Source organism: Iamia sp. (assembly GCF_035575815.1).
GTDB lineage: Bacteria > Actinomycetota > Acidimicrobiia > Acidimicrobiales > Iamiaceae > Iamia.
Map to the genome: position 1 here is coordinate 1 of NZ_DATLXO010000161.1, position 26,832 is coordinate 26,832.

Below are 26,832 nucleotides of genomic sequence, written 5' to 3' on the forward strand. Positions count from 1 at the left end.
GGGGATCGACCAGGACGGCCCCGGTGGCCGCGGCACCGCGGCGGCCGCAGGCCCGGCGACGGCACCGTCATCGGCGTGGTCGGGCCTCCACGGCAGGCCGGTGGCGTCGCGGGGCGGGACGTGGGAAACCTGAGGAGCGTCGGCGGATGCGATGGGCGGTGGATCCCAGCCCGGCGGGGGCTTGGGCGGCCCCGGCGTCGACGACGCGAGTGGGGTGGTCGACCCGGCCGCGGCGAGCCGCGTGGCGCGGTCGTCATCGCCGCGTTCGTGATCGCCGCGGCCGTCATCGCCCGGCGGGCCGTCATCAGCGAAGGCGCGCTCGCCGACCACGCCCTCGTCGAGCGCGACATCGTCGAACCCGTCTTCGAAGCGCTCGGCGCCGTCGGGGCCCTCCGCCTCGGCGACGGCCTCGGTGGGCTCGGCACCGGGCGCCGCTCCGTCGCCCTCCGGGGTGAGTCCGAGGTCGGCGACGTCGAGGCCGAGGCGGCCGAGCAGGACGCCCACCGATGCCGGGCGCGCCGCAGGGTCGAGAGCGAGAGCGGCCTCGACCGCCGCGCTGACGTCGCGGGACACGGTCGGGTTCACGCGCCAGAGCGGGGCCATCTGCGCTCCCTGGGACCGGACTGCGGGGGCCAGCGGTGTCCGGCCCGAGAGCAGCCGGTAGAGCGTGGCGCCCAGGGCGTAGACATCGGCGCGGGGCGAGAACCGGGCCTGGCCGGCGTACTGCTCGGGCGGGGCGTAGCCCGGCGTCACGATGCGGGTCATCGACGTGGTGTGGTCATCCGCGTACCGACGGGCCAGGCCGAAGTCGATGAGCACGATGCGGCCGTCGGTGGTGCGGACGAGGTTGGCCGGGCTGACGTCGCGGTGCAGCACCCCCGCCCGGTGCACCACGGCGAGGGCGGCTGCCACCTGGCCGGCCACGTCGAGGGCCTCGGGCTCGGTGAACGGGCCGCGGCGCGCCCGCAGCTCGGAGGTCAGGGTGTGGCCGTCCAGGCGCTCGAGCACCAGGTAGGCGGTGCCGTGCTCCTCGAAGACGGCGAAGATGCGCACGATGTTCGGGTGCCCGAAGCGGGCCAGGGTCGTGGCCTCGCGCAGGAAGCGCTCCCGCGCCCGGGCGAAGCCGTCGGCCTCGGCCCCGGGGACGACCACCGAGGCGCCGTCACGTCGGGCGCCCTCGGGGAAGAGCTCTTTGATGGCCACCGAGCGGCGGAGGCGCCGGTCCTCGGCACGGTAGGTGATGCCGAAGCCGCCCCGTCCCAGCGGCGCCCCGAGCCGGTAGCGCCCGTCGGACAGCTCGGTGTCGACCGGCAGCGGGCCGCGAGCCGGGCCGCCGTCGCCGCCCGGTCGAGGCGGCTGGTCGTCCTCGCCGCCGGACCCGAACCCCTGTGCGTCAGGGGACAGGGTAGAGGCCACCGTGCGAGGTTACGGCGCCCGCACCCGGCTCGACAGGGCGCCCCCCGGGGTGGGCCCCCTCACGGCACCGACGGGGCGTCGTCGTCAGACTCGTCGTCGTCAGGCTCGTCGTCGGCCACCACGGCGTCGAGGATCTCATCGAGCTCCATCGGCGTCATGGCCAGGTCGAGCGCCGACCAGATGGTGCGGGCGAAGGGGTAGAACACGATCGGCATCACGACCGCGACGGCCAGGCCCACCAGCAGGGGCGGCAGCACGGAGGCGTCGGGGCGGTTGGCCAGCAGGACGGCGAAGCCCATGACCTCGACGAAGAGCACGGCGAGCACGACGCTGAAGTTCACCAGGTAGACCCCGGTGAAGTAGCCGGGCTCGCGGGCGAAGAGCAGCCCACAGCGCGGGCAGCGGTCGCGGATCGACCACCAGGTGCGGAACAGATCCCCACCCCCGCAGCGTGGGCATCGCCGCCGCACGCCGCGGCGGAGCATGCGGGCCCAGTCCGCAGGGGGCCGCTCGGCGTCGTCGGAGGTGAGGTGGGCGGGCATCGGTGCGAAGCTCCCTTCCCGGCGGTGCGGGAGCGACCCGCCTATTCCACCTTTTGGAACTGCTTGACGGCGACTCCGAGGAAGATCACGCCGATGACCGCCACCAGGCCCACCTGGAGCAGGGCCGGGACCGCCCACCCGTTCCAGGTGATGGGCGGGTTGAGGCGCGCAACGGCCTGCGGAGAGGCGTCGAGGCCGCTGAAGGCCGCCGTGCGCACCGGGTGGACCGCGTAGGTGACCGGGTTGAGCTTGACCAGCAGGGCCAGCCAGCCCGGCAGGTTGCCGACGGGGTACAGCGCCCCGGAGAGGAACGACAGGGGCAGCACCAGCATCTGCATGATCCCCATCACCGTCTGGATCTGTTGGATGCGGGCCACCACCACCAGGCCGAGGGAGGTGAGGGTGAAGCTCAGCAGGAAGACGAGGGCCAGGATCACCAGGACGATCACCGGGGTGAGCGAGACGCCGACGACCGGCGCGAGGAGCAGGATCACGACGCTCTGGAGCGTCGCCACCGTGGCCCCGCCGAGGGCCTTGCCGACGATGATCGAGCCGCGTCGGACCGGCGCCACGAGCATCTCGCGCAGGAAGCCGAACTCCCGGTCCCAGACGATCGACACCGCGGCGAAGATGGCGGTGAACATCGTCGAGGTGGCGAGGATGCCGGGGTACATGAAGGTCCGCAGGTCGATGCCGCCGGTGGAGCCCTCGGTGAGCGACGACAGACCGGTGCCGAGCACGAAGAGGAACAGCACCGGCTGCACCAGGGCCGACGCGAACCGCAGCCGGTCCTGGGCGAAGCGGATCAGCTCGCGGTGCATGACGGCGTCGTCATCGGCGGTGCGGAGCCGGACCGTGTCGGTGCCGATCGAGGCCTTCAGCCCCGCCGGGGTGTCGAGGGCGATCACCTTCCCGGCGTCCATGATGGCGATGCGGTCGCAGTTCTCGGCCTCGTCCATGTAGTGGGTGGTGAGGAAGATGGTGATCTGCTCGGCCCGGCGCAGCTCATCTATGTAGCCCCAGATCGACAGGCGGGTCTGCGGGTCGAGCCCGACGGTTGGCTCGTCGAGGAACAGCACCCGGGGCGAGTGCAGCAGGCCCCGGGCGATCTCGAGCCGGCGCTTCATGCCCCCGGAGAAGTTCTGCACCTTCGACGAGCGTCGGTCCCAGAGTCCGACCATCTCGAGCACCTGGCGCAGCCGACCGTCGAGCAGGTCGCGGGGCACCCCGTAGAGCTCGGCGTGGAAGCGCAGGTTGCGCTCGGCGGTCAGGTACTGGTCGAGGGTGGTGTCCTGGAACCAGGCCGATGTGGCGCCGCACCTCGTCGCGCTGGGTGACCACGTCGAAGCCGGCGACCTGGGCCGAGCCGGCGTCGGGTCGGGCGAGGGTGCAGAGGATCTTGATGGTGGTCGACTTGCCGGCGCCGTTGGGGCCGAGGAAGCCGAAGGTCTCCCCGGGGGCCACGTCGAGGTCGATGCCGTCGACCGCGGTGAAGCTCCCGTAGCGCTTGACCAGGCCCCGCACCTGCACCGCGGTGGCGGCCTCGGCTCCCTCTGGGGTGGTGTCCATGCGGCGGCGGCGGCCTCTCTCGGTCGGGCGCGGTGGCGCACCGGTTCGTCGATCCTCTGACGATACGGGGTGACGCCCGCCCGTCCATCCGGCGGCCCTTGGACCCTTCTCCCCCGTGGTGGCGGACATGGGCCCAGGGCTCAGGATCGGGCGCCTGTCAGCGGATGTCGACCGACTGGTTGGCCGGGTCGCTGCCCGCGCTGCGCACGAGGGTGCCCCAGTGGGTCTGGCGCTTGTACGTCCCAGCCGGGCCCACCTGGTTCTCTCGGCCCTCCTGCCACGAGGCGTAAGCCACCCGCAGGGTGGCGCCGGAGTCCTGGAAGGCGGTGAGGCCGCCCACGCCGGTGCGGCCGTTTCCCTGCATGAGCATCGGCCCGCGGGAGTCGAGGCGGCACGGACCGAGCGGCGTGGCGCAGCGGGCGAAGCCGGTGACGTAGCGCGAGGTGTACCACTGGCCGGCGGAGTAGAAGAGCAGGTAGGTCCTCGTCGCCGGGTCGTAGATCATCGACGGGTTCTCGAGGAAGGCGCCGCTGCCCAGGGTGGAGTCGACGGTGCCGTCGTGCCACGGGTAGCTCTGGCTGGCCAGCGTCGTCGGGGTGGCGTTGACGCCGCCGATCACCCGTCCGATGCTGTCGAGCGACAGAGCGCCGATGTTGGCCCGGGTGCGGCTGAGCGTCACGAGCAGGTAGAGCTTCCCGTCCGCGCCGCGCAGGATCTCGGGGTCGAGCGCGCCCCGCCCCCAGCGGTTCGACGGCGGCTGGCCGCCCACCGCGCCCTCGGCGGGCAGCCCGCAGTAGACCGGCGTGGCGGCCGGGATGTACGGCCCCGTCGGCGAGGTCGACTCGGCCCGGCCGATGCACTGGTCGTTGTTCTCGTCGCTGGTGGGCCCGCCCCGGGCGGCGGCGAAGTGGACGACGTACCTCTCCCCGAGCTTGATCACCGTCGGCGCCCAGATCTGCCACTCCTCAGGGTCGACCCAGGCCGGACGGGTGGGCATGGCGTCGTGGGCGTCGCGGGCCCACTGGGTCTGGCTGTCGGCCAGCGATGTGCCGAAGCTGGTGACGCGGCGGACCGGGAGCTTCTTGTTGTTGGTCGAGCCGAACAGGTAGGTCAGCCCGGTCGGTGTCACCAGCACCGCCTGATCGGCGTTGTCGAACACCCGGGGCGCAGCCGGCGTCTGCTTCAGCGCCGGGCGGCCGAGCGGAGGCGGTGCCGGCTGGCAAGCCGTCAGCACCATCGCCGCCACGACGACTGCCGCGATCGCCGTCATCCGGCGCCTCGACCTCGTGTGCGTCGTCATCCTCAACGTTACCCTTCCGGTCGCCGCTGGCGATCCGAGCCTCGAGACCCGGTCCCGCGGAGCCGGGTACGAGCCAATCGGCCCGCCGGAACCCATCGGCGGCTGGCGCCCACCCCTGAGGTACTGGCTCGGATCAGCTCGGCCCGGCGCGAGATCTGAGGGGGTGGTCAACGGCCCGGATCGGCGCGAATGTGAATGGTGAACAGCGTCCGATGAGAGGGGATCCTCCATGAAGGTGGGCGATCCGGTCGAGGTCTACTCCTCGTTCGAGCAGACCTGGTCCAGTGGCTTCGAGATCTCTGACATCCGCGATGGTGGGTACGGGGTCCGGCGCACCCACGACGGCGCCTTGATCCCGAACACGACCTCGCTCCGCGACGTGCGGCCGGCGACCCAGCACCACCACTGACCGCCCACGCACGTCGGCCGCGGGCCGCGCCGACCCCGCATCGTTCAGCGACGGACCGCACCTCGCGCCGTGGTCATCTCCGGGATCGTCCCTGCCGAGGCGCTCAGCGCCTGACCGGGCCGTTTCGGCCGCCGGAGGGCTCAGCCCTTCTTCTTGTTGAAGATCGACCAGCCCCCGGGCCCGACGGCGAGACCGACGACGATCAGCACGATGCCGAGGATGATCTGTCCTTGGAGGAGCTGCACGATGCCGGCGATGACCAGCACGACGGCGATGATCCACAAAATGAACGCCATGAGGTCATGGTCCTTGTCTTGAGGGTGAGCGGCGGGTGGCCGCGAGGACGCGTCGTCACCGGCGGGGCGGCGGGGCGGCGGGGCGGCGGGGTCCGGGTGTACCCCCCCGCCCCAGAAGAGCGCAAGGGTCCGGGCATCGTATCACCCGTTCGGGTGAACACCTCGGGGCCCGCCGCCGCCGTGATGCGCCCGAACTTCCGGGTCGACCTCATTGATCGACTGGTGGGTCTACCATCTTCTCAGAAGCGTGTTGCTCGGACGAGCTGCTCGGGTGAGCCACCGGGGGACCGTACCTGACCTTGAATCGAGGGGCCCGACCAGCCGCGCGATGACCACTCAGGTCACCTCGTAGACCTGGAGGACTTCGTCGCCGTAGTGGTTGATGACCTTGACGGCGATCTTGCCGGTGGAGGGAACGGGGAACGGGCGGCTCACCGTCGAGTAGAGGGTCGACCACGCGTCGGCGTCGATGTCAGCCCTCAGCGCCTTGGCCAGGCTCTCGTAGGGCTTCTGCCCACCGGTGAAGTAGGCGTGGCGGACGAAGAAGCTGCGCCCGTCGTAGTCGGTGTCGATGAACCAGGCCGCGAGGTCGTCGGTGCTGGCGGTGCGGACCTCGCCCCGGGTGGGGTCATAGACGTCGAGGCCCCGCACCTCGATCTGGACGGCTCTGCCTGCGGGGACGCCGCTGGGGTCGTCCTCGGGGATCTCGAGGTCGGTGATGGCGATGTCTGGCTCGCCGAAGATCATGAACAGGTTGCCGGCGCCGGTCTTCTTCAGCAGGTCGTCGCCCATGGCCAGATCCGGGTTGGCCTTGGCCAGCAGCACCCGCATGTTGCCGACCCGACGCTCGGCCAGGTCGTCGTTGAGCTGGGTGGCCTTCTGCCACGCCCCGGGCTCGAAGGCGAAGCCGACCACCAGCACCAGGTCGAACGCCGGCACCGCCCGAGCCGCCTCCTGGGCGGCGCGCACGAGCTGGTCGCCGCCGACCGTGCCGTGCTCGGGGCCGATCGACACCGCCACCCGCAACGACCCGCCGTCGGGCTGGGGAGACGTGCCCTCGGCCTGGACCCACTCCCCCGCCGTCGGCTCCAACCGCTCGAACGCCAGGCGCTCGTCCTTGTAGGTGTTCTGCACCCCCGCGGCCCGGAGGTTGGCGAGGATCATGGCCTCGAACGACTCGGTCTCCGGGTCCGGTGGCTGCGACTCGGGCCCCGGCGCGTCGGGCGTCTCCGCGTCGAGGAGCTGATCATCGGCGAGCTGTCGGTGCGGCGAGAGGCTCTCGACGGTGAAGCGACCGCTCACCCGCACCTTGCGGGCGTCGACGTAGGGCTGGTCGACGAGCAGCTCGGTCTCTGCGTGGCGGGCGATGGCGGCGTCGATCTCGGCCCGGCTCATGCCGTCTGTGATGTCGGGGTTCTGGGCGATCGACTTGAGGGTGATGTGAGGAACCCGCTTGTAGACGAACCCCTGGCGGATGTCGCCCCCCATCTCCCGCCGCGGCGCGGGCACGCCGGTGAGGTCGGCCTCCTTCTGCGCCCCCTCGTGGGAGTCGGCCAGCAGGTACGACGGATACTTGGCCGCCATGAGCCGGGTCCGGGCCAGTGCCAGCGCCACCCGCGACGTGTCGGTGGTGATCCACCGCCGCCCCCACTGCTCCGCCACGTAGGCCGTGGTCCCCGACCCGCACGTCGGATCGAGGACGAGGTCACCAGGGTCGGTGGTCATCAGCATGCACCGCTGGATGATCTTGGTGTTCGTCTGCACGACGTAGACCTTTTCCGCTGTGAAGCTGCCCGTCCCGACGTCCGTCCAGACGTTGTTGAGCGGAAACGCGGGAAAGTCATCGACGTAGCGCACGTACTGAATGGTGTTGTTCCTTGTCAGCCAGATCCGATCAGCGACGATCAGCCGCTCCATTCCGGCCGGGTTGGTCTTCCAGCCACCCTTCCCCGGCTTGATGGAGTGCCCCCGGAACTCGACAGCGAACATGGCGCTCTCCGGGGAGCTCTGGCTGGTCAGATCGCCGGGACGAAACAGCTTCAGTCCAGCTGGCAACGAGCTCGGATCCTCGTGGCCGCCCAACCGCCGACTCGACCCGTCGGCGTCACGGACGAGACGGTAGAGGTCTGCGCCCTCGCCCCCCACGAACTTCGGGCTGAAGAGCTGCCTGTACTTGACGTTGGGTCGGTCCTTGGCGAACCACAGCAGGTAGTCGTGGACGGCCGCAAGGACGTTCGTGCCACCGCTCGGACTTCCGGCACCGCTCGTGGTCTTGAGGACGACCTCGCTGACGAAGTTCTCGGCGCCGAAGACCTCGTCCATCACGGCGCGGACGAGGTGGACGTTCTCGTCGCCGATCTGGACGAAGCAGCTCCCGGTCTCGGTCAGCAGGTCGCGGGCCACCTCCAGGCGATCGCGCAGGTAGCTCAGGTAGGAGTGGATGCCGAGCTCCCAGGTGTCGCGGAAGGCCCGGACCTGCTCCGGTTGGCGGGTGGCGTCGGTGACCTTGCCGTCCTTGACGTCGCGCTTGCGGGTCGAGACCTGCCAGTTGCTCCCGAACTTGATGCCGTAGGGCGGGTCGACGTAGATCATCTGGACCTTGCCGCGCAGGTCTTCCCGCTCGGCCAGGCTGGCCATGACGGCCAGACTGTCGCCGAGGATCATGCGGTTGGCCCAGCGGCCCTTGTCGTGCTCGTAGAACTCGACCATCTCGAGGTCGTCGAGCCCGTCGAAGTCGTCGAACAGGGTGGCCTCGGGTTCGGGGTGGCCGGCTTTCGCCGTCTTGCGCAGGTTCTCGACAAGGGCCTGGGGGACGATCTTCTCCTGCACGTAGATCGGCACCGGGCTGACGACGAGATCCCGGCCGTCCTCGTCGTCCTTGCCCTTCCACACGAGCTGCGGGTCGAGGCTGGGGTCCCGCGGGTAGCGCAGGCCCTTGCGGTCAGCGTCGTCGGGGACGAGGTCGGCCAGCTCGGCGGTGGGGATGGTGGTGCGGCGCTCGTCGTGGCGCACAGCCTCGACCGGTACCGGTCCGCTCGGCGCCTTGGGCTTCCGGGCAGCCATGGGCTCAGCGCCTCCCCTTGTCGCTGCGACGGCTTGGCTTCGGTCGGCCTGCGGTGAGCACGGGGGCGTTCCTTGCCTTGGACTGCAGCCACAACCTGGGTCCATAGGCCGTGCGGCCCAGCTCACGATCCCAGTGCGGGAGCAGCCGGGTGATCTCCGAATGCTGACGAGAAGGCCGCCCGCTCAAGTCGTACTCGATGAGGATCACCTCGGCCCCCTGCGCCACAAGCGAGCGGCCCCTCGCCCGCCGCACCTTGAAGTCGTCATCGAGGGTGACCAGGACGCGCCCGTTCGCCGCGCACCATGAGGCGATCGCCGGGTCGTCAGCGTCGCACTGGCCGGTGCGCAGTCCTTCGGAGGTGAGCTCCTCGACATCAGCGACGTGGACCATCGGCCATTCGACCAAGTCCAGAGCGCGAGCAACGCGGTAGCTGAGGTTGGCATCGAGACAGTAGCGACGGTCGCCGCTACCTCTCCCCATACGTCTTGGCGGCTGCGACCTGGAGAGCCGACAACCCGTACCACTCCGCCACCTCCCGCTGCGACCCTTCCCTCAGCGCACTCAGTACCGTCGCTACGCGGGTCCGGGTCCCGGCGACGACAGGCTGACCGAACTGACGGGTCGGGTCGATCTCCACCCCCGGAGCCGGGCGCCATCGCGCCACACCCCGGGTGGAAGTCGAGTAGTCGATCTCCTCGGCGAACGACCGGATGGCGCCCGCCCACACGTAGTGGTCGGGACGGTCACCGACGACCTCGATGGCATCGTCGGGCCCGAGGCCGGCCCAGATGCTCGTCCCGTCGGAGTAGAAAACGTCGTAGGCGAAGGGCCGCTCGAGGTCGGGATGACGCTTCTGGAGCCGGGCCTCCAGGGTGTGGACCTTTTGCATCGACACCCCGCGCTCGCGAAAGCGGGCGACGAGCTCAAGGCTGACGAGGTCGTGAAAGGTCAGGCCCACCGAACCGTCAGCGAAGTCACGACGGGAGAAGGTGAGAGCCGCCTCGAGCCACCGTCGCACCTTGGTCGGGCTGATCGACCGGTCGCCGTGGCCGAGGATGCGCGTCGCGCCCGTCACGCTGTAGAGACCGTCACCGATCCCTGGACGATCAAGGGTCATCGTCGCGGTCATCTTCCTCACCTCCCGTCCGGGCTCGATGCGGTGTCCCGCTAAGGGTACGCAACACGCGCGACATCCCGAGCGATGACGTCATCGGGGTGCATCATCTTGGAGCACGGCGGCCTCGACCTCACCCTGCCGCTTCGGCGACGTCGGGATCCGCGGGCGGGGCCGCGGGTCCGGTGGCGGCCACGGCGCGGACGGTGTGGTGGACGTCGAAGGGGTCGGTGACCTCGGCGAAGGCCCAGCGGCCGAAGCCGCCGTGGGCGTTGACCGCCGGCACCCAGAAATCCCGGGCGGTGGCGCACTTGTCGACCTTGGCCTCGTCACGCTGGCCGGAGACCTCGACGAGCACGTGGAGCAGGTCGTCGGGCCCGGTGCTGCGGGGGTCGGCGACGCAGACCACGAAGTCTGGCCAGTAGCGGTGGCTGCGGCCGTTGGTGCGGTACGGGATGTCGAGGCCCAGGTTCTGGTTCTTCACGTAGCGGAGGACCTCGTCCATCTCCTCGATGCGCTGGGCGACGCCGCCCTCCCAACCGGAGTCCTCGACCACCTGGGTCACCGGGCTGCGGTCGGGGGCGGTGGGCCGGCACGCCTTGGTGGTCTCGAAGTCGACGCCGTCGGTGGTGCCCCACGGGTCCCCGTCGGCCAGCACGGGGAGCAGCCGGTGGGTCTCGCCGGCGACCCGGTTGATGCCGGCCCACACCTTGTCGACCACCCTGGCCTGGTTCACGGTCAGGGTGAGGAGCCCGACGAAGGCGTTGTCGTTGAGCCGCAGGCCGTCGGGGTGGGCGATCCACGCCTTGACCAGGCTGACGAGGCGGGGGAACAGCCAGGGGCGGGCCTGGGTGCCGGCGCCGCCGCCGAAGTGGGTCTCGAGGAGGCGGTGGGCGATGTGGAACGCGACCTCCTGCGGCCGCAGCGCCTGGAGGTCGTCGAGGGTGTGGATGCGGCGTTCGCCGACGATGCCCTCGACCTCGATCGAGGTGGGCACGTCCGCCGAGGACAGCGTGAGCCGCGACGTCTCGTCGAAGGCGGCGGTGAGACGGTCGTCGACGTCGAGCTCGCGGCGGTAGCCGACGACGTGGGGGAACCGGATGGCCAGGTGCGACCGCTCCGGCGGCGCCCACACCCGCGTGACCGGCTTGGCTTCCGGCGGCTCGGCGCCGACGCCGCCGGCGGGGATGAACGAGAAGGGGATGCCGTAGATCTCCGCGTACTCGGGGGCGAAGCGCTCGCCCTCGTCGGTGTCGACCACGGCGTAGGAGCGGCGCCTCAGCCCGCGGCCCACCACCTGCTCGGCGAGGAGCTGGGTGCCGAAGGCGCGCACCCCGAGGATGTGGGTGACGGTGTTGGCGTCCCACCCCTCGGTGAGCATCGACACCGATACCACGCAGCGCACGCCCTCGCCGAGACGGCCGGGCTTGCCGATGGTGTTCATCACCTCGCGGAGGATCTCCTCGTCGGTGAGCTCCTCGGCCGCTCCGGCCCCCGACCGTCGGGCCACCTCGGCCTTGAGCTCGGCGATCTCGGTCGCCGCCGCCGCCTTGAACTCGGGCGAGAGCCCCTCGCCGCGCTCGAGCTCCCGGGAGTCGACGAGGATCGTGCGGGGCCGGGTCAGGAAGCGGTCGCCCTCGACGTTGGAGAACAACGGCAGGCGCCCCCGTTGGGGCACGACGACGGTCGCGTCGCCGTGGTCGTCGCCGGCGTCCGTCTCAGAGCCAGCCGCGGGCAGCGGCTTGGGCCAGCCGGCGATCCAGTCGAACACCATCTTCGATGTGGTGGTGTTGTTGCAGACGACGATGAACACCGGCGGGGTCGGTGTCGTCCCCGCCTGCTCCCACCGCCGGTAGGCGGCCTCGTAGTCGCCGTAGAGGCTCCGCATCGCGCCTTCGAGCTCGGGCGGTGGCTGCGGCTCGGTCGGGGTGTCGAGCTCCTTGAGCGGACGGCGCTTGGGAAGCTCGTCGCGGATGCGGACCCACAGGTTGCGGTAGGTGGGCGCGTGGTCGCGGGTGCTGTGGGGCGCGGCGTTGTCGGCCACCGGCACCCGGGGGATCTTCACCAGGCCGGCCTCGATGGCATCGACGAGACCGAAGTCCGACACCACCCAGGGGAAGAGCTTGCCCTCCGGCCGACCCGACCCGGAGAGGAAGAACGGGGTGGCCGAGAGGTCGTAGGCGGTCTTCACGCCCAGCTTGGCGTGCACCGCGGACAGGCCGTCGACCCACACGCGGGCCTCGGCGTCACGCTCCTTGGCCTCCGCCTTCGCCTCGGCGTCGAGCTTCACCCCCGTCGCGTCGGTGGCGCCGGCGAGCACGTCGGCCACCGGCGCCTTGGGCTTGTAGCAGTGGTGCGCCTCGTCGTTGAGCACCACGATGCTGCGCTTCGACCGGAACGCCCGGCACACCCGCAGCACCACCTGGGCCGGGGTCTCGGTGAACACCCCGGCCGTGTCGGTCCGGCCCCGGGTGAGCAGGTTCTTGGTCGTCCTGGCCGCCTTGATCTTCTCCTTGGCCCTGAAGGTGTGGAAGTTGGTGATGACGACCGTCGCCCGGCTCATCCGGGTCCGCAGCTCCGGGGGCACGACGTTCCGCTCGTCGTAGTAGTTGTCCGGCTCGGAGGGCTCCAGCACCCGCAACCGGTCGCGGATCGTCAGCCCCGGGCACACCACCAGGAACGCGTCGGTGAAGCGCCCGTCCTGCGGGTTGGCCGCCTTGTTGAGCGTCTGCCAGGCGATGAGCATGGCCATCACCACCGTCTTGCCCGTGCCCGTCGCCATCTTGAGTGCCACCCGGTACAGGCCCGGGTTGTGCTCATCGGCCACGTCGCGCAGGGACTCCTGGAGGTAGGAGCCACCGGTCTCCTTGTGGGCCGCCTCGGCCAGGAAGATCGCCGTCTCCAGGGCCTCGACCTGGCAGAAGAAGAACCGCTTCTCGCGACCCTCAGCCGTCCAGTGCTCCAACAGGCGCCGGGTCGTGGACGTGATGTTCGGGTAGCCCCGCTGCCGCCACAGGTCGACCCTCGCCCGCACCTCGTTGATGAAGCTGTTCTCGACGATGCGCTCGGCGGCCTCACCCTCATAGACCAGCTCGCCCTGGACCTCGGGCGCCGCTCCCCTCGCTCTCGCCGGGCCCGGGCCTGCACCCTTGCGCACCGGCGGTATCGGGGTCAGGTACACGCTGCGCCGTCGACCCTCCACCACCTCATCGGTGATGCCGTCGTCATCGAAGCGGAAGTGCCGGGTGGGCCCGACGAACGGCGAGTTCAAGATCGGGTTGTCGATCCGCCGGTTCACCGTCACCTGTGAGCTCCCCTCGACGTCGGCCAGGTTACGTCGAGCCTTTGGCGGGCGCTCAACAGGGACAGCCGTGTGCGGCAGACCGCCGAACCTACAAGAGGACCTCCATCTCGCACCGCGGCCCCGGTGAGCTCGCCAAGCGGCTGTCGGCGGTGAGGAGCACGGTCTCGGTGCTCTCGGCCAGGGCCACGTAGGCAGCGTCATAGACGGTCAGGTTGTGGCGGAGCTCCTAGCATCGGTCGACCAAAGGGCCGTGCGGCATCCGGTTGATGCGCAAGGCACGAAGTCCTCGATCGCCAGGGCGGCCCGAGCACAACGCACGATCGAGTCAACCTGAAGCCGGATGATCGACGCGGCCGAACTGGTTGAGGTTGATCGCCGGGAGCCTCCGGATACCGTACGGTTTCTGGTACGATGCGCTCATGGCCGATGTGGTGCCCACGGGTGAGGCCCGGGATGCGTTGCACAGGATCGCCAAGCGATTCGATGCTGGGGACGTCGAGCCCGTCTACTTCGGCTCCCACCGCCGGGCTCAGGGCGTCATCGTCCCTCTCGAGATCTGGGAGCAGCTGCTCGGACAGGCCGAGGACGACATGGACCTGGCGCTCGCGCGAGACCGTCTCGATCGTGACGACGGACAACGACTCACCCACCAACAGGTCAACCGGGTCTTCGACCGACTCCGGGCGAGCCGGGGCAGGTGAGTGCCCCGAAGGGCCCGGGCGCCTCGCTTCGTCCTGACGTTCGGGCTTGAGGTCGAGGAGGATCTCACCGATCTGAACGCCTTCGATCCGACAGTGCTCGATGCCGCTCAGACGGTTCTCGACGATCTCGCATACGGTCGCGTCACAGGCAAGGCACCTCGGGGACCGGAACGTCAGCGGCGATCTGACGGGGCTTGCTCGGGTGAAGTTCGACCACCCTGACCAGCGGCCGCAGAGGTTTCGTCTCGTCTACCAACAGGTCGACGATGCCAGGCGCGACGTCATCGCCATCGGCCGCAGAGATGACCACGCCATCTACCGGGCAGCAGCAAATCGACTCGCCCCATGACACGGCGCGAGCGAGGGGGTTCTGTCGAGAACCGGTGGTCTGGCCGGGGAGATTCGAACTCCCGACCCCCTGCTCCCAAAGCAGGTGCGCTACCAAGCTGCGCCACGGCCAGTCCGTTGCACCCTACCTGTGGTCCGGTTCCGACGATGGCACGGCTGGGGTGGGCTAGGCCCCTGCCGCAGCAAGCCGGGGTCCGAGCCAGGTGGTCCAGAGCCAGGCCGCGCCGGCCTCGGACCAGTGTTGGCCGTCGTCGGGCCGCGGGTCGCCGACGCCGTCCACGGAGCGGGGCCGGCCACCGGCGCAGGCGCCTTGCCGGGGTCGACGACCGCGGCCCCGGTCTCGGCGACCACGGGTCCGACCACCTCGTTCCGGTACCACCACTGTCGGGCTCGCCGGTCCTCGTCGGGCGCGCAGGGATCGACCCAGAGGGCCACCGCCGTACCCCCGGGAGGCGAGCGTGGCGATCCGTTCGGAGACCAGCCGCCGCAGGCCCTCGGTCCAGGCCCCGTTGCCCGGGCCGACGGTCCGACCGTCGCGAACGTGGTCACTGCGCTCCCAGGCCCCGGTCACGAGCAGGACGACATCGGGCCCCGGGGCCACACCCACCACGTCGCCATCGGCCACGGCCCGGCCGCAGTCCTCGTAGCGCTCGGGCGCACCGGCGGCGACGGCGTCGGTCGGGCACTCTCCCGTGGTCAACAGCCCGCACCCGGGCAGGGCCCGTCGACGCTGACCACGGGATCTCCGCCGGCGCGCCCTCGCCAAGCGTGTCGCCCACGCTGTCGCCCACGATAAGCACCGACACGGGCTCGGGCGGTGCGGGCACGGTGGTCGTCGGGGCGGTCGCCGTGGTCGTCGGAACGGGCACGGTCGTCGTCACTCCCGCCGGGCCCGAGGATCACCCGCACACCGACGGCGAGGGGTTGCTAGACCCAGGGCGTGCGCGTCGGCGACCTGTCCACCCCATGCCTGCTCGTCGAGGCCGACACGTTCGCGACCAACGTGGCGACCATGGCCGCGGCCCGCCCCGGCCGGGCGCTGCGGCCCCACGTCAAGGCGTTCAAGTCGACCGCCCTGGCCCGTGAGCTGGCCGCCGCCGGCCACGACGCCTTCTGCTGCGCCACACCGGCCGAGGTGGTCGGGATGGCCAGCGTCGGCCTCGGCGCCGACCTGCTGCTGGCCAACGAGGTCGTCGACCGGCGTCGCCTGGCCGCCACGGTCGACTCCACCCTCGGGTCGCGCCTCACCGTCGCCGTCGACTCGCCCGAGACGATCGCCGCCGCCGTCGCCGTCGGCGTGCGCGAGGTGCTGATCGACGTCGAGGTCGGCCTCCCGCGCTGCGGGTGCGACCCGTCGGCCGCTGGTGCACTGGCGACGGAGGCTCGCGCTGCGGGCCTCGAGGTGCGCGGGGTCATGGGCTACGAGGGCCACCTGATGATGGAGACAGACGACAAGGCGGCCCAGGTCGAGGCCTCGATGGCCGGCCTGCTCGCCGCCCACGCCGATGTCGGGGGCGACGTGGTCTCCGGCGGGGGCACCGGCACCTGGGACACCAACACCTGGGTGACCGAGCTGCAGGCCGGCTCCTACACCCTCATGGACGGTGACTACGCCCGGCTCCACTCGCCGTTCCGGCCCGCCCTGTTGGTGGGAGCGACGGTGGTGGCGGTCAACCGGACCAAGGGCTGGGCCGTCGCCGATGCCGGGCTCAAGGCCCTGGCCACCGACCACGGCCCCCCGACCATCGACGGCGCCACCGTCTGGTTCTGCTCCGACGAGCACACCACCTTCTCCCCCGCTGACGGCCTCGCGCTGCCGGCGGTCGGCGACCGCATCACACTGCGCCCCGGCCATGTCGACCCGACCGTCGCCCTCCACGACCGGCTCCACGTCGTGCGCGACGACGACGTGGTCGACATCTGGCCCGTCGACCTCCGCGGCTGGGACCCGGTCGTCCCCTGACCGGCCGACTGACCGACCGACTGACCGGCCGGCCCGTCAGGACTCGACGAGCAGGACGGCCAGGGCGCGCAGGGCTCGGCCGCGGTGGCTGAGGGCGTCCTTCTCAGCCGCCCCCATCAGGGCGAAGGTGCGCCCGGCGCCGCCGGCGGGGCGAAAGATCGGGTCGTAGCCGAAGCCGCCGTCGCCTTCGGGAGCAGGGGCGATCACGCCCTCCACCGTTCCGAGGGCGCAGAGCTCGCGACCGTCGGGCCACCGGATGAGCGCCGCAGTGCGGAAGCGGGCGGTGCGGCTGGCCCGTCGGGTCCGAGCCATCTCGTCGAGCACCCGGGCCACGTTGGCGGCCGAGTCGTGGTCGCCCCCGCCGTAGTACGCGGACTGCACCCCGGGGGCGCCGCCGAGAGCATCGACCTCCAGCCCGGTGTCGTCGGCCAGGGCAGGCAGACCGGTCGCCGCGGCCAGGGCCGCCGCCTTGAGCCGGGCGTTGCCCTCGAGCGTGTCGGCGTCCTCGACCACCTCGGGCACGCTCTCGGGGCGCGCCACCAGCTCCCCGGCGGCGCCGGCGGCCCGGAGGATCGCCCGGATCTCGGTCGCCTTGTGGGGGTTGGCCGTGGCCAAGACCAGCCGGAGCGGCGCACCGTCGGAGGTCATGTCCTCACCGTAGGGGCGCCCCTCCCGTGAACCGACCGGAAATTGCGTACATGAGTCGCGCCCGGCGCGACTCATGTACGCAATTTCGTGACCCTCCCGGTCAGCGGGGCTCGGGGGGCTCGGCCACGACGGCCTGCTGCAGCTCGGCGAGCTCGCCCATGCCCTTCTGGGCCAGGTCGAGCAGCACGCCCAGGTCGTCGCGCCCGAAGGGCTGGCCCTCGGCGGTGCCCTGGACCTCGACGAAGCGCTCGCCCGCCATGACCACGTTCATGTCGACCTCGGCGCGCACATCCTCGACGTAGGGCAGGTCGAGCAGTGCCGTGCCGTCGACGATGCCCACCGAGATGGCGGTGCAGGTGGTGAGCAGCGGCACGGCGGGGATCGCCCCGGTGGCGACGAGGCGGCTGCAGGCGTCGTGGAGGGCGACCCACGCACCGCAGATCGACGCCGTGCGGGTGCCGCCGTCGGCCTGGAGCACGTCGCAGTCGACGGTGACCATCCGCTCGCCGAGGGCGTCCATGTCGGTCACGGCCCGCAGCGAACGCCCGATCAGGCGCTGGATCTCCTGGGTGCGACCCGATGGCTTGCCGTCCTTGACCTCACGGCGGATGCGCTCGGCCGACGCACCGGGCAGCATCGAGTACTCGGCGGTGACCCAGCCCTTGCCCTTGCCGCGCATCCAGCGGGGCACGTCGTCGTCGACCGAGGCGGTGCACAGCACGACGGTGCGCCCGAAGCGCACCAGCGTCGAACCCAGGGCAGCATCGGTGTAGTCGCGCTCGAAGCTGACGGGGCGGAGCTCGTCGGGCTGGCGGCCGTCGGGGCGCATGGGGTCTCCTGGCGGGCAGAGGGGGCGAGCCGCCAGGTTGGGCCACGGCGCTCACCCCGGCAAACCCGTCGCCCCTCAGCCCCAGGGCGCCCGTTCGACCGTTGCCAGCTCCGGGCCCAGCAGTCGGGATCCCAGGTCCCGGAACCAGTCGACGTCGCCGGAGGAGAGGAACCGCCGCACCGGCGCCTCACCACCTGGGGCTCGCGCCGCGGGGCCTCCCTCGGCGCCGAGGAGGTGGCGCACCTCGAAGGCCGTCTCGTCGGCGGAGGAGACCAGCACGACGTCGCGGCCCATGACGTCGCTGATCGTGCGGGCCAGGTAGGGGTAGTGCGTGCAGCCCAGCAGCAGCGTGTCGACGTCGGCGGTGACGATGGGGGCCAGCAGCCGCTCGGCGAGGACGTGGACCTGCTCGCTGCGCGTCTCGTCGCGCTCCACGAACTCGACGAAGCCGGGGCACGCGGCGGCGGTGAGCTCCACCGGGGCTCCGGTGGCGGCCACCGCCTTCTGGTAGGCGCCGGAGCCGACGGTGCCGACGGTGCCGATGACCCCGATCCGCCCCGATCGGGTGGCCGCCACCAGCGACCGCGCGCCGGGCTCGATCACCCCGACGACGGGCACCCCGGCCGCCGCCCGCAGCGCGCCCAGGGCAGCGGCGGCGGCGGTGTTGCAGGCCACGATCACCAGCTTGGCGCCGAGGTCGTCGACGAGGTGGCGGGTGATCTGGTGGGCGAAGTCGGCCACCTCCTCGAGCGGCCGCGACCCGTAGGGGTAGCGGCCGGTGTCGCCCACGTACACGGTGTTCTCCTCGGGCAGCAGGTCGATGACCGCCCGGGCCACGGTGAGGCCGCCGAAGCCGCTGTCGAAGAGGGCAATGGGCCGGTCGTCGCCCGCCCCCGCCGGTGGCCGCGGGTCGACGACGAGGGCGGTGGGCACGGCCGCTCAGGCTAGGAGAGGCCGGGCCCCACCCGGGCCTCGGCGCGCGCCCCTGATGCCCCGCGTGGTGAGCGGGGTGCGGGGTGCGGGGTGCGGGGTGCGGGTGGCTACCGGCAGGTGCGGCTGACCGCCGCCTCGATGACCTCGGCGATCTCGGCGGTGCCCTCGTCGGTGGGGTGCACGCCGTCGTCGGAGACGAGACGGGGGTCGGGCTCGGGTCCGTCGGTGGCATCGGCGGCGCCGCGCCACCCTGTCTCGATGTGGATCTGGTCGCGCTCGGCGACCAGATCCTCGACCCGGTCGTTGAACGCGACCGCCGCCTCCGGCGGGTAGTCCCCCTTGGTCGGGAGCAGCACCCAGATCGCGCACGGGACCGTCGCCACCACCTCGACCATGTCGGCGACGGCGGCTGCGGTGTCGACCTCCTGGGTGATGTCGTTGTAGCCGGTCAGGACCACGACGAACTCGTGGTCGCCGTCCGCCACCGCCTGGAGGGCGACCGGCACCAGCTGGTCGGTCCGGAAGCCCGGACGGCCCTGGACCTCGACGTTGCTCGTCCAGTCGAACGTCATGACCAGGTCCGCCGAGGCCTGGTAGATGACCGAGTCGCCGACGACCAGCACGTGCGGTCCGCGCCCCGGATCGTCCGCTCGCAGCGCCACGCCTCCGATGATGGCTGCGGCCACGACCGCCGTCACCACCAGAGCCCACGGCAGCCAGCGCTCAGGGCGACGCCGGGGGCCGGTTCCACTGGGTGGGGTCGCCGCCGCCATCGCCGATCTCTAGCAGAGCTCGCTCCCGTTCCCCAGAGCGCGCGGGCGGAACTACGTGTACAATCGTACAGGTTCAGGTCGGGCGCAGGTGAAGAGGAGGCAGATCGTGGTGTGGCTGTTGGTGATCGTGGCCGGGTTGTTCGAGGTGGGCTTCGCCCTGTTCCTGAAGGCGAGCGACGGGTTCTCGCGCCCGCTGCCGACCGTCGGCTTCCTGGTGTGCGCCGCGATCAGCTTCGGGCTGCTAACCACTGCGCTCCGTGACCTCCCCGTCGGCACCGCGTATGCGGTGTGGACCGGCATCGGCGCGGCCGGGACCGCCACCGTCGGCATCCTGTGGCAGGGCGACCCGGCCACGGCCCTGCGGATCGGGGCCATCGTCCTCATCATCACCGGCGTCGTCGGCCTCAACCTGGCCGGCACCGGCGCCCACTGACCGTGGCCCGTCAGGCCCGGGGCGCAGCCCGGCGCGCGGCGCTCGTCGAGGCCGCCGCCCGGGTGCTCGACCGCGACGGCTTGGCGGCGGTGTCCCACCGGTCGGTGGCGGCCGAGGCCCAGGTGCCGCTCGGGTCGACCACCTATTACTTCAGCGGGCGGGAGGAGCTCGTGGGCGCCGCCCTCGACGCCTGGCTGTCGGCCGAGGAGCAGCGCCTCACCACCGTCGTGGCCGCCCTCGCCCGCCGTCGGCGGTCGCCCCGGGCACGCGCCGAGCTGGTGGTCGAGGTGCTCGTCGGACGGGACCGGGCCGCCGACCAGAGCGCGCTCGTCCGCTACTACGAGCGCTTCGTCGAGGCCGGCCGCCTTCGCGCCCACCGCCCGCGCCTGGCCCGCTCGCGCACCGCCTACGACGCGCTGCTCGCCGACGTCCTGACCCGCTCGGGCGCCGCGCCCGAGGGCATCGACGTGCGCCTGCTCACCGCCGTCACCGACGGCAGCCTCCTCAATGCCCTCATCGACGGCGCCCCCGACCCCTGGGAGCAGACCGTGACCACCGTCGAACGCGCCCTGCGGTGTCACGGTGCTCCCAACTGACCGAGGGTTGATCTCAGCGGGCGACGCTTGCAGACTGCTTGCATGCCGCACGTCCTTGTTCGCGACCTGCCCGAACCCGTCCACCGGCGCCTGGCCCAGAAGGCGGCCCGGTCGGGCACCTCGCTCCAGCAGTACCTCACCGGGGCCCTCACCGAGCTGGCCGACCAGCCCACCGTCGACGACGTCCTCGACCGCATCGACGAGCGCTCCGGCGGTCGGGTGGGCCTGCGCACCGCACCGTCGGACCTCGATGAGGCACGCGGTGCTCGTCCTTGACGCATCGGTCCTCGCCAACCTGGTCGCCGACGACGGAGCCGACGGAACCGCCGCCCGTGACCTCGCCCGCCGCGACCGCATCGCCATCCCTGATCTGGCCGACGTCGAGACCTTGGCGGTGCTGCGCAAGCGTTGGATCGCCGGCGACCTCCTCGACGAGCGCCTCGACGCCGCCGTCAGCGACCTCGCCGACCTCCCCTTCACCCGCGTTCCGGCTCGGCCGCTGCTCGAGCGCATGGCCGAGCTGCGCGCCAACCTGACCGCGTACGACGCCACCTACGTCGCGCTGGCGGAGGTCCTCGACGCCGCGCTGGTCACGGCGGACGCTCGCCTGGCCCGAGCCCCGGGGCTGCGCTGCGAGGTCCGGGTGCTCTCGGGTCCAGGCGCTCGAGCCTAGAAGTAGATGATCGACTCGGCCTTGGCCTCGGCGGCGTCGAGGTCGTCGGTGTAGGCGCCGGTGGAGAGGTACTTCCAGCCGCCGTCGCAGATGATGAACACGATCGTGCCGGTCTCGATGCGGGCCGCGACCTTGGCCGCCCCGGCCAGCGCCGCACCCGATGAGATGCCGGCGAACACGCCCGCCTCGGCCACCAGGCGACGGGTCCACTCGAGCGACTCTCGAGGCCTCACGATGCGCTTGCCGTCGAGCAGCTCGAGGCCGCCCCACTTCTCGAACACGGGGGGTATGTAGCCATCGTCGAGGTTGCGCAGCCCCTCGACCAGCTCGCCGGCGGGCGGCTCGACGGCGAGGATCTGCACCTCGGGCCGGTGCTCGCGGAGGTAGGTGCCCACGCCCATGAGGGTGCCGCTGGTGCCCAGGCCGGCGACGAAGTGGGTGATGTCGGGGACGTCGGCGAGGATCTCGGGGCCGGTGGTCTCGTAGTGCGCCCGGGGGTTGGCCTCGTTGCCGTACTGGTAGAGGAAGACCCACTCGGGGTGCTCCTCGGAGAGAGCCTGAGCCCGGCGCACCGCACCGTTGGAGCCCTCGGCCCCCGGCGACAGGATGATCTCGGCGCCGAACACCTCGAGCAGCTGGCGGCGCTCGATCGAGACGTTCTCGGGGAGCACGATCTTGAGGGTGTAGCCGCGGAGGCGGCAGATCATCGCCATGGCGATGCCGGTGTTGCCCGACGAGGGCTCGATGACGATGCTGCCGGGCTTCAGGGTGCCGTCGGCCTCGGCCTCGTCGATCATCTGGCGGGCGATGCGATCCTTGACCGACCCGGCCGGGTTGTTGCCCTCGAGCTTGCCCAGGATCCGCACGTCGGGGTTGGGGCTGAGCTGGCTGACATCGATGATCGGCGTGTTGCCGATGAGCTCGGTGATCGAGGAGTAGACGGCCACGGGGGCTCCACGGGTGGATCGAGGTCGGACACCCGGAAACCCGAGTGGTCTGCTCAACAATCATACTCAGGCGTTGGCCGGAAGCGGTCTCGAACGTTGATCTGAGTGGTGCGGCGCCGTGGGTGCCCGGCGGCCGCTCAGGTCGCGACCACCACCACTGCCTCCTCCCGGATCGCTCGCCCGTCGAGGAGGAACGAGCGCAGCACGGGTGAGGCGTCGCGCAGCGAGACGATGACGTAGTGCCAGCCCTCGAGCAGCGGATTGTCGGCCTTGTCGAGGTCGGTGGGCGACGGCCACGCCTCGGAGTGGGTGTGGGAGTGGGCCACGCCGATCACGTCGAGCCCGAGGGGACCGAGCTGGCGGTCGGCGGCGAGGAACCCCTCGGGGCCAATGGTGTAGGTGCGCGACGAGGCGTCGTGGTTGCGGGTGGCGACGAAGGCCCGAACGGTGGCGACGGGCAGCCCGGCGCGGTCAGGCCCCGGTCCGATGCGTCCGCCGAGGAGCCCGCACGCCTCGTCGGGGAAGCCGCCGAGGGCGTGGGCCACGATGAGGTCGTGGACCGTGGGGTCGACGGTGAGCACGGCGCCGAGCGTACCGATGGCCTGCCGTCCCCGATCACATCGGCCCAGGGCGCGCCGCCCCCGGTAGCGTCGACGCTCTCATGGCCACGTCCGCCCCCGACGGCACCACCGTCATCGCCACCAACCGCCAGGCCCGGCGCGACTACGAGGTCCTCGACACGTGGGAGACCGGCGTGATGTTGCGCGGGGCCGAGGTGAAGTCGCTGCGCGAGGCCAAGGTGCAGCTCGCCGACAGCTACGCCCGGCTGATCGACAACGAGATCTGGGTCTTCGGCGTGGGCATCAACGTGTACTCCCACGCCTCTTCGCAGGTGGCGCCCGAGCCCCTGCGCGAGCGCAAGCTGCTGCTCCACCGTCACCAGATCGACCTGATCCGCGACCGCCAAGCGCGCGAGCGCCTCACCCTCGTCCCCCTGTCGCTCTACTTCCGTGACGGCCGGGTGAAGCTCGAGCTGGGCCTGGGCCGCGGCCGCCGCCAGGTCGACAAGCGCCAGGCCATCGCCAAGCGCGACGCCGACATGGAGGCCCGCCGGGCCATGGCCCGCGGCCGCCGACGCCTCTGATCCGTTCTAAGCCACCACGACGCCACCAGTGGCCGATCCGTGGCTCAGAACGAACAGCGACGATTGCCACGTCGCTCCGAGGGCATGCGACCTGGGACGCCGATCGCTCTGAACTGGGGCGATGCGTCCAGCGGACCGGACGACCACACCTCACGGGGGTGCCCGCCCCGCGGGGTCGCCGGTGCCAGGATGACGGCGTGCTGCTGCACGAGCTCGCCCTGGCCCGCGCCGCAGTCGACGACGACGCGCCGGCTCTCATCACCCCGGAGGGCACCTGGTCGCGCCGCGACCTCCGCAGTGCCGTCGAGGACCTGGCCCGGGCCGCGGCCACCCTCGCGCCCCCGGGCGGTCGCATCGCCATCGTCTCGGACAGTCGACCCGAGGTGGTCGCGCTCCTGCTCGCCATCCCTGCGGCCGGACGGGTGGCGGTGCCGCTCAACACCCGCCTCACCCCTGAGGAGATGGCCGCCCAGCTCACCGTCGCCGCGGTCGAGGCCGTGGTGGGCTCGGCCGAGGAGCTCGGCCGCCTGGCCCCCGTGCTCGGCGGGGTCGACACGGTCCGCACCGTGGTGGGGCTCGACCCCGGGGCGGGAGACATCAGCCTGAGCGCCCTCGCCGCCGCGCCGGCACTGCCGTCGTCACGCCGCCCCGGTGCCGCGACCGACCCGGCGTGGATCATCTTCACCAGCGGCACGACCGGGCGGGCCAAGGGCGCCGTGCTCACCGCGGCGAGCCTCGGCGCCGCGGTCGCCACCACCGCCGTGTCCCGGCCTCTGGCCGCCGACGACGTCTACCTCTACCCGTTCCCCCTCCACCACGTGTCGGCCTACAACGTCCTCCACGCCCTCAGCCGGCGGCGACCGGTGGTGCTGCCGACCCGGTTCGACACCGGGGTCATCGCCGCACTGGCGGCCCGACACGGGGTGACGGTGGTGTCGTTGGCCCCGACCATGTTGCGGATGCTCCTCGATCACCGCGAGAAGGCGCCCGACCCTGCTTCGGTCTTCGCCGCGCTGCGCACCATCACCTACGGAGCGGCGCCCATGCCTCCGGGCCTGCTGGCCGAGGCCGACGCCGCCTTCGGTGCCGAGTTCGCTCAGGGCTACGGGATGACCGAGCTCTCGGGCAACGCCGTCTTCCTCTCCCCCGACGATCACCGGCGGGGGCTGGCCGGCGATGAACGGATGCTCGCCGCCGCCGGACGGCCCGGTCCGGGTGTGGAGCTGCGCATCACCGGCGTCGACGGCCGAGTCTTGCCCCCGGGCGAGGCGGGCGAGGTCAGGGTCCGGGCCGCCCAGGTCTGCGCCGGGTACTGGGACGACCCCGAGGCCACTGCGGCGGCGATGGTCGACGGTTGGCTGCGCACCGGTGACATCGGCGTGCTCGACGACGACCAGCTGCTCACCATCGTCGACCGGGCCAAGGACATCATCGTCACCGGCGGCGAGAACGTGGCCTCTCGCGAGGTCGAGGACGTGATCGGGCGCCATCCCCTCGTCGGCCGGGTGGCGGTCATCGGCATCCCCGACGACCACTGGGGAGAGGCCGTGTGCGCCGTCGTGGTGGTTCGCGCCGGCGCCGAGCATGACCCGACCACGACCGCAGCCGACATCCGGGCGCGGGCCGGCACCGGCCTGGCCCGGTTCAAGGTCCCCAAGCGGGTGGTGTTCGTCGACGAGCTGCCGGTGAACGCCGGCGGCAAGGTGGTCAAGGCCGAGCTGCGGCGACGCGTGGCCGCCGACGCCGCCCGTCACCCCGACGGTGGGTGAGCAATCCCCTGCCGCGGCGGCTTCTGAGACCTCCAGCGGACACCCACGTCCGACTCACGCCTCAGAACAGAGGCAAGCCCGTTCTGAGACCTCCAGCGGACACCGATGTCCGTCTCACACCTCAGAAGCGATCTCGTGCCGCGCCGGGACGGGGACGCCGTAGACTGGCCACGCCCGCTCCGGCGGGCCGCTGGCACCTTGACATCCTCACCAGCACACGGGGCTGACCGGTTTCGACGTCGAGTCTGTGACCCCATCGTGCGACCGGAGTTGCTCAGACTCCTTAAACAGGGCACACAAGTAAACGCCGATGGCGATTACGCTCTCGCCGCCTGACCTAGTCGGTCGGTAGAGAGAAACAGCGACCAGCAATGGCACGCGAGGCCTGACCACGACAGCCCGGCAACAGAAGTCGTGGTGGACGGTGGGAGAGACCACTGACCGCAGGGAAAGACCGCTGACCGCTCGGAAAGACGATCCGGTGCCCGCAAGGGCAGCCCACCCGGGGGCGCACCAGCCGTAGAGGTGCAGTCACGGGGATGGTCGTAGCGCGATCGGTGATCGCTTGGCGGACGGGGGTTCGATTCCCCCCAGCTCCACGATTGCGTATATGTACGTCCACCGGTGTCCACCGGTGTAGGGTCTGAGCAGGGCATACGTCCTAGGACGCCTACCGGCGTCCACCCCTGTTCACGGAGCGTTGCTACCCGGGTTGCTGCCCCAGGCTCCCGGGGCAGCAACGGGGAGCACCCGGAGGCACCATGCCGAAGAAGGCCAAAGGCAAGCGCAGCACCGCCGCCGGAGCGACCACCGTGCGAGGCAAGAACGCCAACGGCGACGGCTCGATCTACCTCGACGCCCGGGGCCGATACCGCGCCACCTATGTCGACCCGGCGACAGGAAAGCGCCGCACTGCCACCGGTGCCACCAAGGCCCAGGCCCGGGACCATCGCGACGCCAAGCTCGCCGAGCTCGCCACCACCGGCACGCTCGGGGCGGGCGCCACCGTGGCCGACGTGGCCCGCCACTGGCTCGCCCACAAGGCGCCGGCGAAGGCCCGGCCCCCGACCCTGCACGCGTACGGCAAGGACGTGGCCCGGATCATCGACCGCGTCGGCGCAATGCCGGTCGCCGACCTCGACACCGCCGCCGTCGAATCGTTCCTCGCGGCGCTGCGTGGCGCCGGCTACGGCATCGGGACTATTCGCAACACCCGGGCCCGGCTGCGCCAGGTCGCCGACTGCGCGGTCAGCGCCGGCCACCTGAGGGGCAACCCGGTCGCCGGGGTGGCACTGCCGATGGAACAGGCCGAGGACCGCCGGGCCCGACGGTCGCTCACCGCCGGCGAGGTCCACCGGCTGCTCGGCGCCTGCGACGACGCCCGGCTCGGCGCCGCCGTGGCGATCCTGTTCACGTCGGGGCTGCGCGCCTCGGAGGTCCTCGGCCTCGCCTGGGACGACATCGACCTCGACGCCGGCACCGCCCGGGTGCGCCGCGCCGTCACGTACTCGGGGGGCGGGGTCGGGCTTCGCATCGACCGGCCCAAGACGGCCGCCACCGGCGGCGTCCACCACCTGGCCCCCACGGCTGTCCGGCTCCTCGAGCGCCGCCGGGCCGCACAGGCCGCCGACAAGCTGGCCGCCGGGGCGCTGTGGGCCGACGCGACTTACGAGGGTGACCGGCTGCGTCTCGTGTTCACGACCGCCACCGGTGGCCCGGTTTTGCGACAGACGCTCTACAAGGCCACCGCCGATTTGGCCGCCGCAGCCGACGTCGACACGGCCGGGGTCGGCACGCACACCGGGCGCCGCACCGTTGTCACAGCCCTGTACCAGTCCGGGTTCTCGCTCGACGACGTGGCCCGCCACGTCGGCCACGCCAGCACCGCGACCACGGCCGGCTATGTGACCGACCTCGGCACTCGGCCCCGTGAGGTCGCCGCCCGGGCCGCCTCGCTGCTCGACCCGTCGCCGGGTCGGTCCTCGTGAGCGGTCGCTAGCCCGAGCAACAAGCGGCGGGGAACTAGTCGAGGGGGAGCGCCCCGGGGCGCTCGAAGCCGAG

The 26,832-nt window shown here is 71.7% G+C and carries 26 protein-coding genes, 1 tRNA gene, 1 other RNA gene and 1 pseudogene; 11 read left to right on the top strand and 18 right to left on the bottom strand.

The genetic code is table 11. The features are described from left to right. The 5 genes and pseudogenes from VNL12_RS16670 to VNL12_RS16690 all read right to left on the bottom strand — a co-directional run. Window positions 1-1,416, bottom strand: a 1,416-nt coding sequence (locus VNL12_RS16670; protein WP_325596073.1) for a serine/threonine-protein kinase, incomplete at its 3' end; no start/stop codon positions are given. A 59-nt stretch (window positions 1,417-1,475) separates the two neighbouring features. Then, window positions 1,476-1,958 carry a DUF983 domain-containing protein gene (locus VNL12_RS16675; RefSeq protein ID WP_325596074.1) on the bottom strand — a complete coding sequence of 161 codons (483 nt, stop codon included), beginning with the start codon at window positions 1,956-1,958 and terminating at the stop codon, window positions 1,476-1,478. 41 nt (window positions 1,959-1,999) lie between these two features. Then, window positions 2,000-3,085, bottom strand: coding sequence for an ABC transporter permease (locus tag VNL12_RS21020; RefSeq protein WP_414654916.1), 1,086 nt, complete (start codon window positions 3,083-3,085; stop codon window positions 2,000-2,002). Further along, window positions 3,074-3,656: pseudogene (locus VNL12_RS21280) on the bottom strand (ABC transporter ATP-binding protein); the annotation flags it as partial. The pseudogene VNL12_RS21280 and the gene VNL12_RS21020, both read right to left, overlap by 12 nt. A 28-nt stretch (window positions 3,657-3,684) precedes the next feature. After that, window positions 3,685-4,797, bottom strand: coding sequence for a family 43 glycosylhydrolase (locus tag VNL12_RS16690; RefSeq protein ID WP_325596075.1), 1,113 nt, complete (start codon window positions 4,795-4,797; stop codon window positions 3,685-3,687). Between the two features lie 259 nt (window positions 4,798-5,056). On the opposite strand from VNL12_RS16690, the gene VNL12_RS16695 reads away from it, so the two are divergent. Next, window positions 5,057-5,236, top strand: coding sequence for a hypothetical protein (locus VNL12_RS16695; protein WP_325596076.1), 180 nt, complete (start codon window positions 5,057-5,059; stop codon window positions 5,234-5,236). Window positions 5,237-5,376: 140 nt separating this feature from the next. Here VNL12_RS16695 and VNL12_RS16700 read toward each other — a convergent pair whose 3' ends face one another. The 5 genes from VNL12_RS16700 to VNL12_RS16720 all read right to left on the bottom strand — a co-directional run bounded on the left by VNL12_RS16700 (window position 5,377) and on the right by VNL12_RS16720 (window position 13,008). Further along, window positions 5,377-5,532 carry a GPGG-motif small membrane protein gene (locus VNL12_RS16700; RefSeq protein WP_325596077.1) on the bottom strand — a complete coding sequence of 52 codons (156 nt, stop codon included), beginning with the start codon at window positions 5,530-5,532 and terminating at the stop codon, window positions 5,377-5,379. A 336-nt stretch (window positions 5,533-5,868) separates the two neighbouring features. After that, window positions 5,869-8,595 carry a site-specific DNA-methyltransferase gene (locus VNL12_RS16705; RefSeq protein WP_325596078.1) on the bottom strand — a complete coding sequence of 909 codons (2,727 nt, stop codon included), beginning with the start codon at window positions 8,593-8,595 and terminating at the stop codon, window positions 5,869-5,871. A gap of 4 nt (window positions 8,596-8,599) precedes the next feature. Then, entirely contained in the window at window positions 8,600-9,076 is a 477-nt protein-coding gene (locus tag VNL12_RS16710) for a DUF5615 family PIN-like protein (RefSeq protein WP_325596079.1), read from the bottom strand. Then, window positions 9,063-9,725, bottom strand: a complete 663-nt coding sequence (locus VNL12_RS16715) for a DUF433 domain-containing protein (RefSeq protein WP_325596080.1) — start codon at window positions 9,723-9,725, stop codon at window positions 9,063-9,065. Before VNL12_RS16715 ends, VNL12_RS16710 begins: the two co-directional genes overlap by 14 nt. Before the next feature lie 118 nt (window positions 9,726-9,843). Next, complete coding sequence (locus VNL12_RS16720) at window positions 9,844-13,008, bottom strand: BPTD_3080 family restriction endonuclease (RefSeq protein WP_414654917.1); 3,165 nt, start codon at window positions 13,006-13,008, stop codon at window positions 9,844-9,846. Between the two features lie 425 nt (window positions 13,009-13,433). On the opposite strand from VNL12_RS16720, the gene VNL12_RS16725 reads away from it, so the two are divergent. Further along, a complete protein-coding gene (locus tag VNL12_RS16725) occupies window positions 13,434-13,715 on the top strand; it encodes a hypothetical protein (protein ID WP_325596082.1) in 282 nt (93 codons plus the stop codon). 384 nt (window positions 13,716-14,099) lie between these two features. On the opposite strand, the gene VNL12_RS16730 is transcribed toward VNL12_RS16725, so the two are convergent. Together VNL12_RS16730 and VNL12_RS16735 are read right to left on the bottom strand one after the other, a co-directional pair. Then, window positions 14,100-14,176 (bottom strand) — tRNA-Pro (locus VNL12_RS16730). 53 nt (window positions 14,177-14,229) lie between these two features. Further along, window positions 14,230-14,763: a hypothetical protein gene (locus VNL12_RS16735; protein WP_325596083.1), complete on the bottom strand. Its 534-nt coding sequence runs from the start codon at window positions 14,761-14,763 to the stop codon at window positions 14,230-14,232. A 240-nt stretch (window positions 14,764-15,003) separates the two neighbouring features. Between VNL12_RS16735 and VNL12_RS16740 the strand changes: the two genes are divergently transcribed. Beyond that, window positions 15,004-16,026, top strand: a complete 1,023-nt coding sequence (locus tag VNL12_RS16740; protein WP_325596084.1) for an alanine racemase — start codon at window positions 15,004-15,006, stop codon at window positions 16,024-16,026. A 36-nt stretch (window positions 16,027-16,062) separates the two neighbouring features. Here VNL12_RS16740 and VNL12_RS16745 read toward each other — a convergent pair whose 3' ends face one another. The 4 genes from VNL12_RS16745 to VNL12_RS16760 all read right to left on the bottom strand — a co-directional run bounded on the left by VNL12_RS16745 (window position 16,063) and on the right by VNL12_RS16760 (window position 19,098). Further along, window positions 16,063-16,674 carry a non-canonical purine NTP pyrophosphatase gene (locus VNL12_RS16745; protein WP_325596085.1) on the bottom strand — a complete coding sequence of 204 codons (612 nt, stop codon included), beginning with the start codon at window positions 16,672-16,674 and terminating at the stop codon, window positions 16,063-16,065. 100 nt (window positions 16,675-16,774) lie between these two features. Beyond that, on the bottom strand, window positions 16,775-17,503 hold the full coding sequence (gene rph, locus VNL12_RS16750; RefSeq protein WP_325596086.1) for a ribonuclease PH: 729 nt from the start codon (window positions 17,501-17,503) through the stop codon (window positions 16,775-16,777). A 75-nt stretch (window positions 17,504-17,578) separates the two neighbouring features. Next, window positions 17,579-18,436: a glutamate racemase gene (gene murI / locus VNL12_RS16755; protein WP_325596087.1), complete on the bottom strand. Its 858-nt coding sequence runs from the start codon at window positions 18,434-18,436 to the stop codon at window positions 17,579-17,581. A 107-nt stretch (window positions 18,437-18,543) separates the two neighbouring features. Further along, window positions 18,544-19,098: an SGNH/GDSL hydrolase family protein gene (locus VNL12_RS16760; RefSeq protein WP_325596088.1), complete on the bottom strand. Its 555-nt coding sequence runs from the start codon at window positions 19,096-19,098 to the stop codon at window positions 18,544-18,546. A 217-nt stretch (window positions 19,099-19,315) separates the two neighbouring features. On the opposite strand from VNL12_RS16760, the gene VNL12_RS16765 reads away from it, so the two are divergent. Genes VNL12_RS16765 through VNL12_RS16780 form a run of 4 tightly spaced genes read left to right on the top strand, consistent with a single transcriptional unit; the run spans window position 19,316 to window position 20,911 of the window. Further along, entirely contained in the window at window positions 19,316-19,642 is a 327-nt protein-coding gene (locus VNL12_RS16765) for a multidrug efflux SMR transporter (protein WP_349257871.1), read from the top strand. A gap of 2 nt (window positions 19,643-19,644) precedes the next feature. Further along, window positions 19,645-20,238 carry a TetR/AcrR family transcriptional regulator gene (locus tag VNL12_RS16770; RefSeq protein WP_325596090.1) on the top strand — a complete coding sequence of 198 codons (594 nt, stop codon included), beginning with the start codon at window positions 19,645-19,647 and terminating at the stop codon, window positions 20,236-20,238. A gap of 42 nt (window positions 20,239-20,280) precedes the next feature. After that, window positions 20,281-20,514: a FitA-like ribbon-helix-helix domain-containing protein gene (locus tag VNL12_RS16775; protein WP_325596091.1), complete on the top strand. Its 234-nt coding sequence runs from the start codon at window positions 20,281-20,283 to the stop codon at window positions 20,512-20,514. Further along, the gene (locus VNL12_RS16780; protein ID WP_325596092.1) at window positions 20,501-20,911 is read left to right on the top strand and encodes a type II toxin-antitoxin system VapC family toxin; all 411 of its coding nucleotides are present in this window, start codon (window positions 20,501-20,503) and stop codon (window positions 20,909-20,911) included. The genes VNL12_RS16775 and VNL12_RS16780 overlap by 14 nt, the downstream gene beginning before the upstream one ends. Here VNL12_RS16780 and VNL12_RS16785 read toward each other — a convergent pair. After that, window positions 20,908-21,858: a cysteine synthase family protein gene (locus VNL12_RS16785; RefSeq protein WP_325596093.1), complete on the bottom strand. Its 951-nt coding sequence runs from the start codon at window positions 21,856-21,858 to the stop codon at window positions 20,908-20,910. The genes VNL12_RS16780 and VNL12_RS16785 overlap by 4 nt on opposite strands. A gap of 137 nt (window positions 21,859-21,995) precedes the next feature. Beyond that, complete coding sequence (locus VNL12_RS16790) at window positions 21,996-22,439, bottom strand: M67 family metallopeptidase (RefSeq protein ID WP_325596094.1); 444 nt, start codon at window positions 22,437-22,439, stop codon at window positions 21,996-21,998. Window positions 22,440-22,519: 80 nt separating this feature from the next. Between VNL12_RS16790 and smpB the strand changes: the two genes are divergently transcribed. From smpB to VNL12_RS16810, 4 genes are all read left to right on the top strand, one after another. Next, window positions 22,520-23,002: an SsrA-binding protein SmpB gene (gene smpB / locus VNL12_RS16795; RefSeq protein WP_325596095.1), complete on the top strand. Its 483-nt coding sequence runs from the start codon at window positions 22,520-22,522 to the stop codon at window positions 23,000-23,002. 197 nt (window positions 23,003-23,199) lie between these two features. Next, window positions 23,200-24,771 (top strand): class I adenylate-forming enzyme family protein, encoded by a 1,572-nt coding sequence (locus VNL12_RS16800; protein ID WP_325596096.1) that lies wholly within the window; start codon window positions 23,200-23,202, stop codon window positions 24,769-24,771. Between the two features lie 219 nt (window positions 24,772-24,990). Then, window positions 24,991-25,373: a transfer-messenger RNA gene (gene ssrA, locus VNL12_RS16805) on the top strand. Window positions 25,374-25,532: 159 nt separating this feature from the next. Then, window positions 25,533-26,759 carry a tyrosine-type recombinase/integrase gene (locus VNL12_RS16810; RefSeq protein WP_325596097.1) on the top strand — a complete coding sequence of 409 codons (1,227 nt, stop codon included), beginning with the start codon at window positions 25,533-25,535 and terminating at the stop codon, window positions 26,757-26,759. The last annotated feature ends 73 nt before the right edge of the window (window positions 26,760-26,832 follow it).

Excerpts from the sequence above, each read along its gene's own strand:
- VNL12_RS16675 (WP_325596074.1), bottom strand. The coding sequence starts at position 1,958 with ATGCCCGCCCACCTCACCTCCGACGACGCCGAGCGGCCCCCTGCGGAC.
- VNL12_RS21020 (WP_414654916.1), bottom strand. The coding sequence starts at position 3,085 with ATGAAGCGCCGGCTCGAGATCGCCCGGGGCCTGCTGCACTCGCCCCGG.
- VNL12_RS16690 (WP_325596075.1), bottom strand. The coding sequence starts at position 4,797 with ATGACGGCGATCGCGGCAGTCGTCGTGGCGGCGATGGTGCTGACGGCT.
- VNL12_RS16695 (WP_325596076.1), top strand. The coding sequence starts at position 5,057 with ATGAAGGTGGGCGATCCGGTCGAGGTCTACTCCTCGTTCGAGCAGACC.
- VNL12_RS16700 (WP_325596077.1), bottom strand. The coding sequence starts at position 5,532 with ATGGCGTTCATTTTGTGGATCATCGCCGTCGTGCTGGTCATCGCCGGC.
- VNL12_RS16705 (WP_325596078.1), bottom strand. The coding sequence starts at position 8,595 with ATGGCTGCCCGGAAGCCCAAGGCGCCGAGCGGACCGGTACCGGTCGAG.
- VNL12_RS16710 (WP_325596079.1), bottom strand. The coding sequence starts at position 9,076 with ATGGGGAGAGGTAGCGGCGACCGTCGCTACTGTCTCGATGCCAACCTC.
- VNL12_RS16715 (WP_325596080.1), bottom strand. The coding sequence starts at position 9,725 with ATGACCGCGACGATGACCCTTGATCGTCCAGGGATCGGTGACGGTCTC.
- VNL12_RS16725 (WP_325596082.1), top strand. The coding sequence starts at position 13,434 with ATGGCCGATGTGGTGCCCACGGGTGAGGCCCGGGATGCGTTGCACAGG.
- VNL12_RS16745 (WP_325596085.1), bottom strand. The coding sequence starts at position 16,674 with ATGACCTCCGACGGTGCGCCGCTCCGGCTGGTCTTGGCCACGGCCAAC.
- rph (WP_325596086.1), bottom strand. The coding sequence starts at position 17,503 with ATGCGCCCCGACGGCCGCCAGCCCGACGAGCTCCGCCCCGTCAGCTTC.
- VNL12_RS16775 (WP_325596091.1), top strand. The coding sequence starts at position 20,281 with ATGCCGCACGTCCTTGTTCGCGACCTGCCCGAACCCGTCCACCGGCGC.
- smpB (WP_325596095.1), top strand. The coding sequence starts at position 22,520 with ATGGCCACGTCCGCCCCCGACGGCACCACCGTCATCGCCACCAACCGC.
- VNL12_RS16810 (WP_325596097.1), top strand. The coding sequence starts at position 25,533 with ATGCCGAAGAAGGCCAAAGGCAAGCGCAGCACCGCCGCCGGAGCGACC.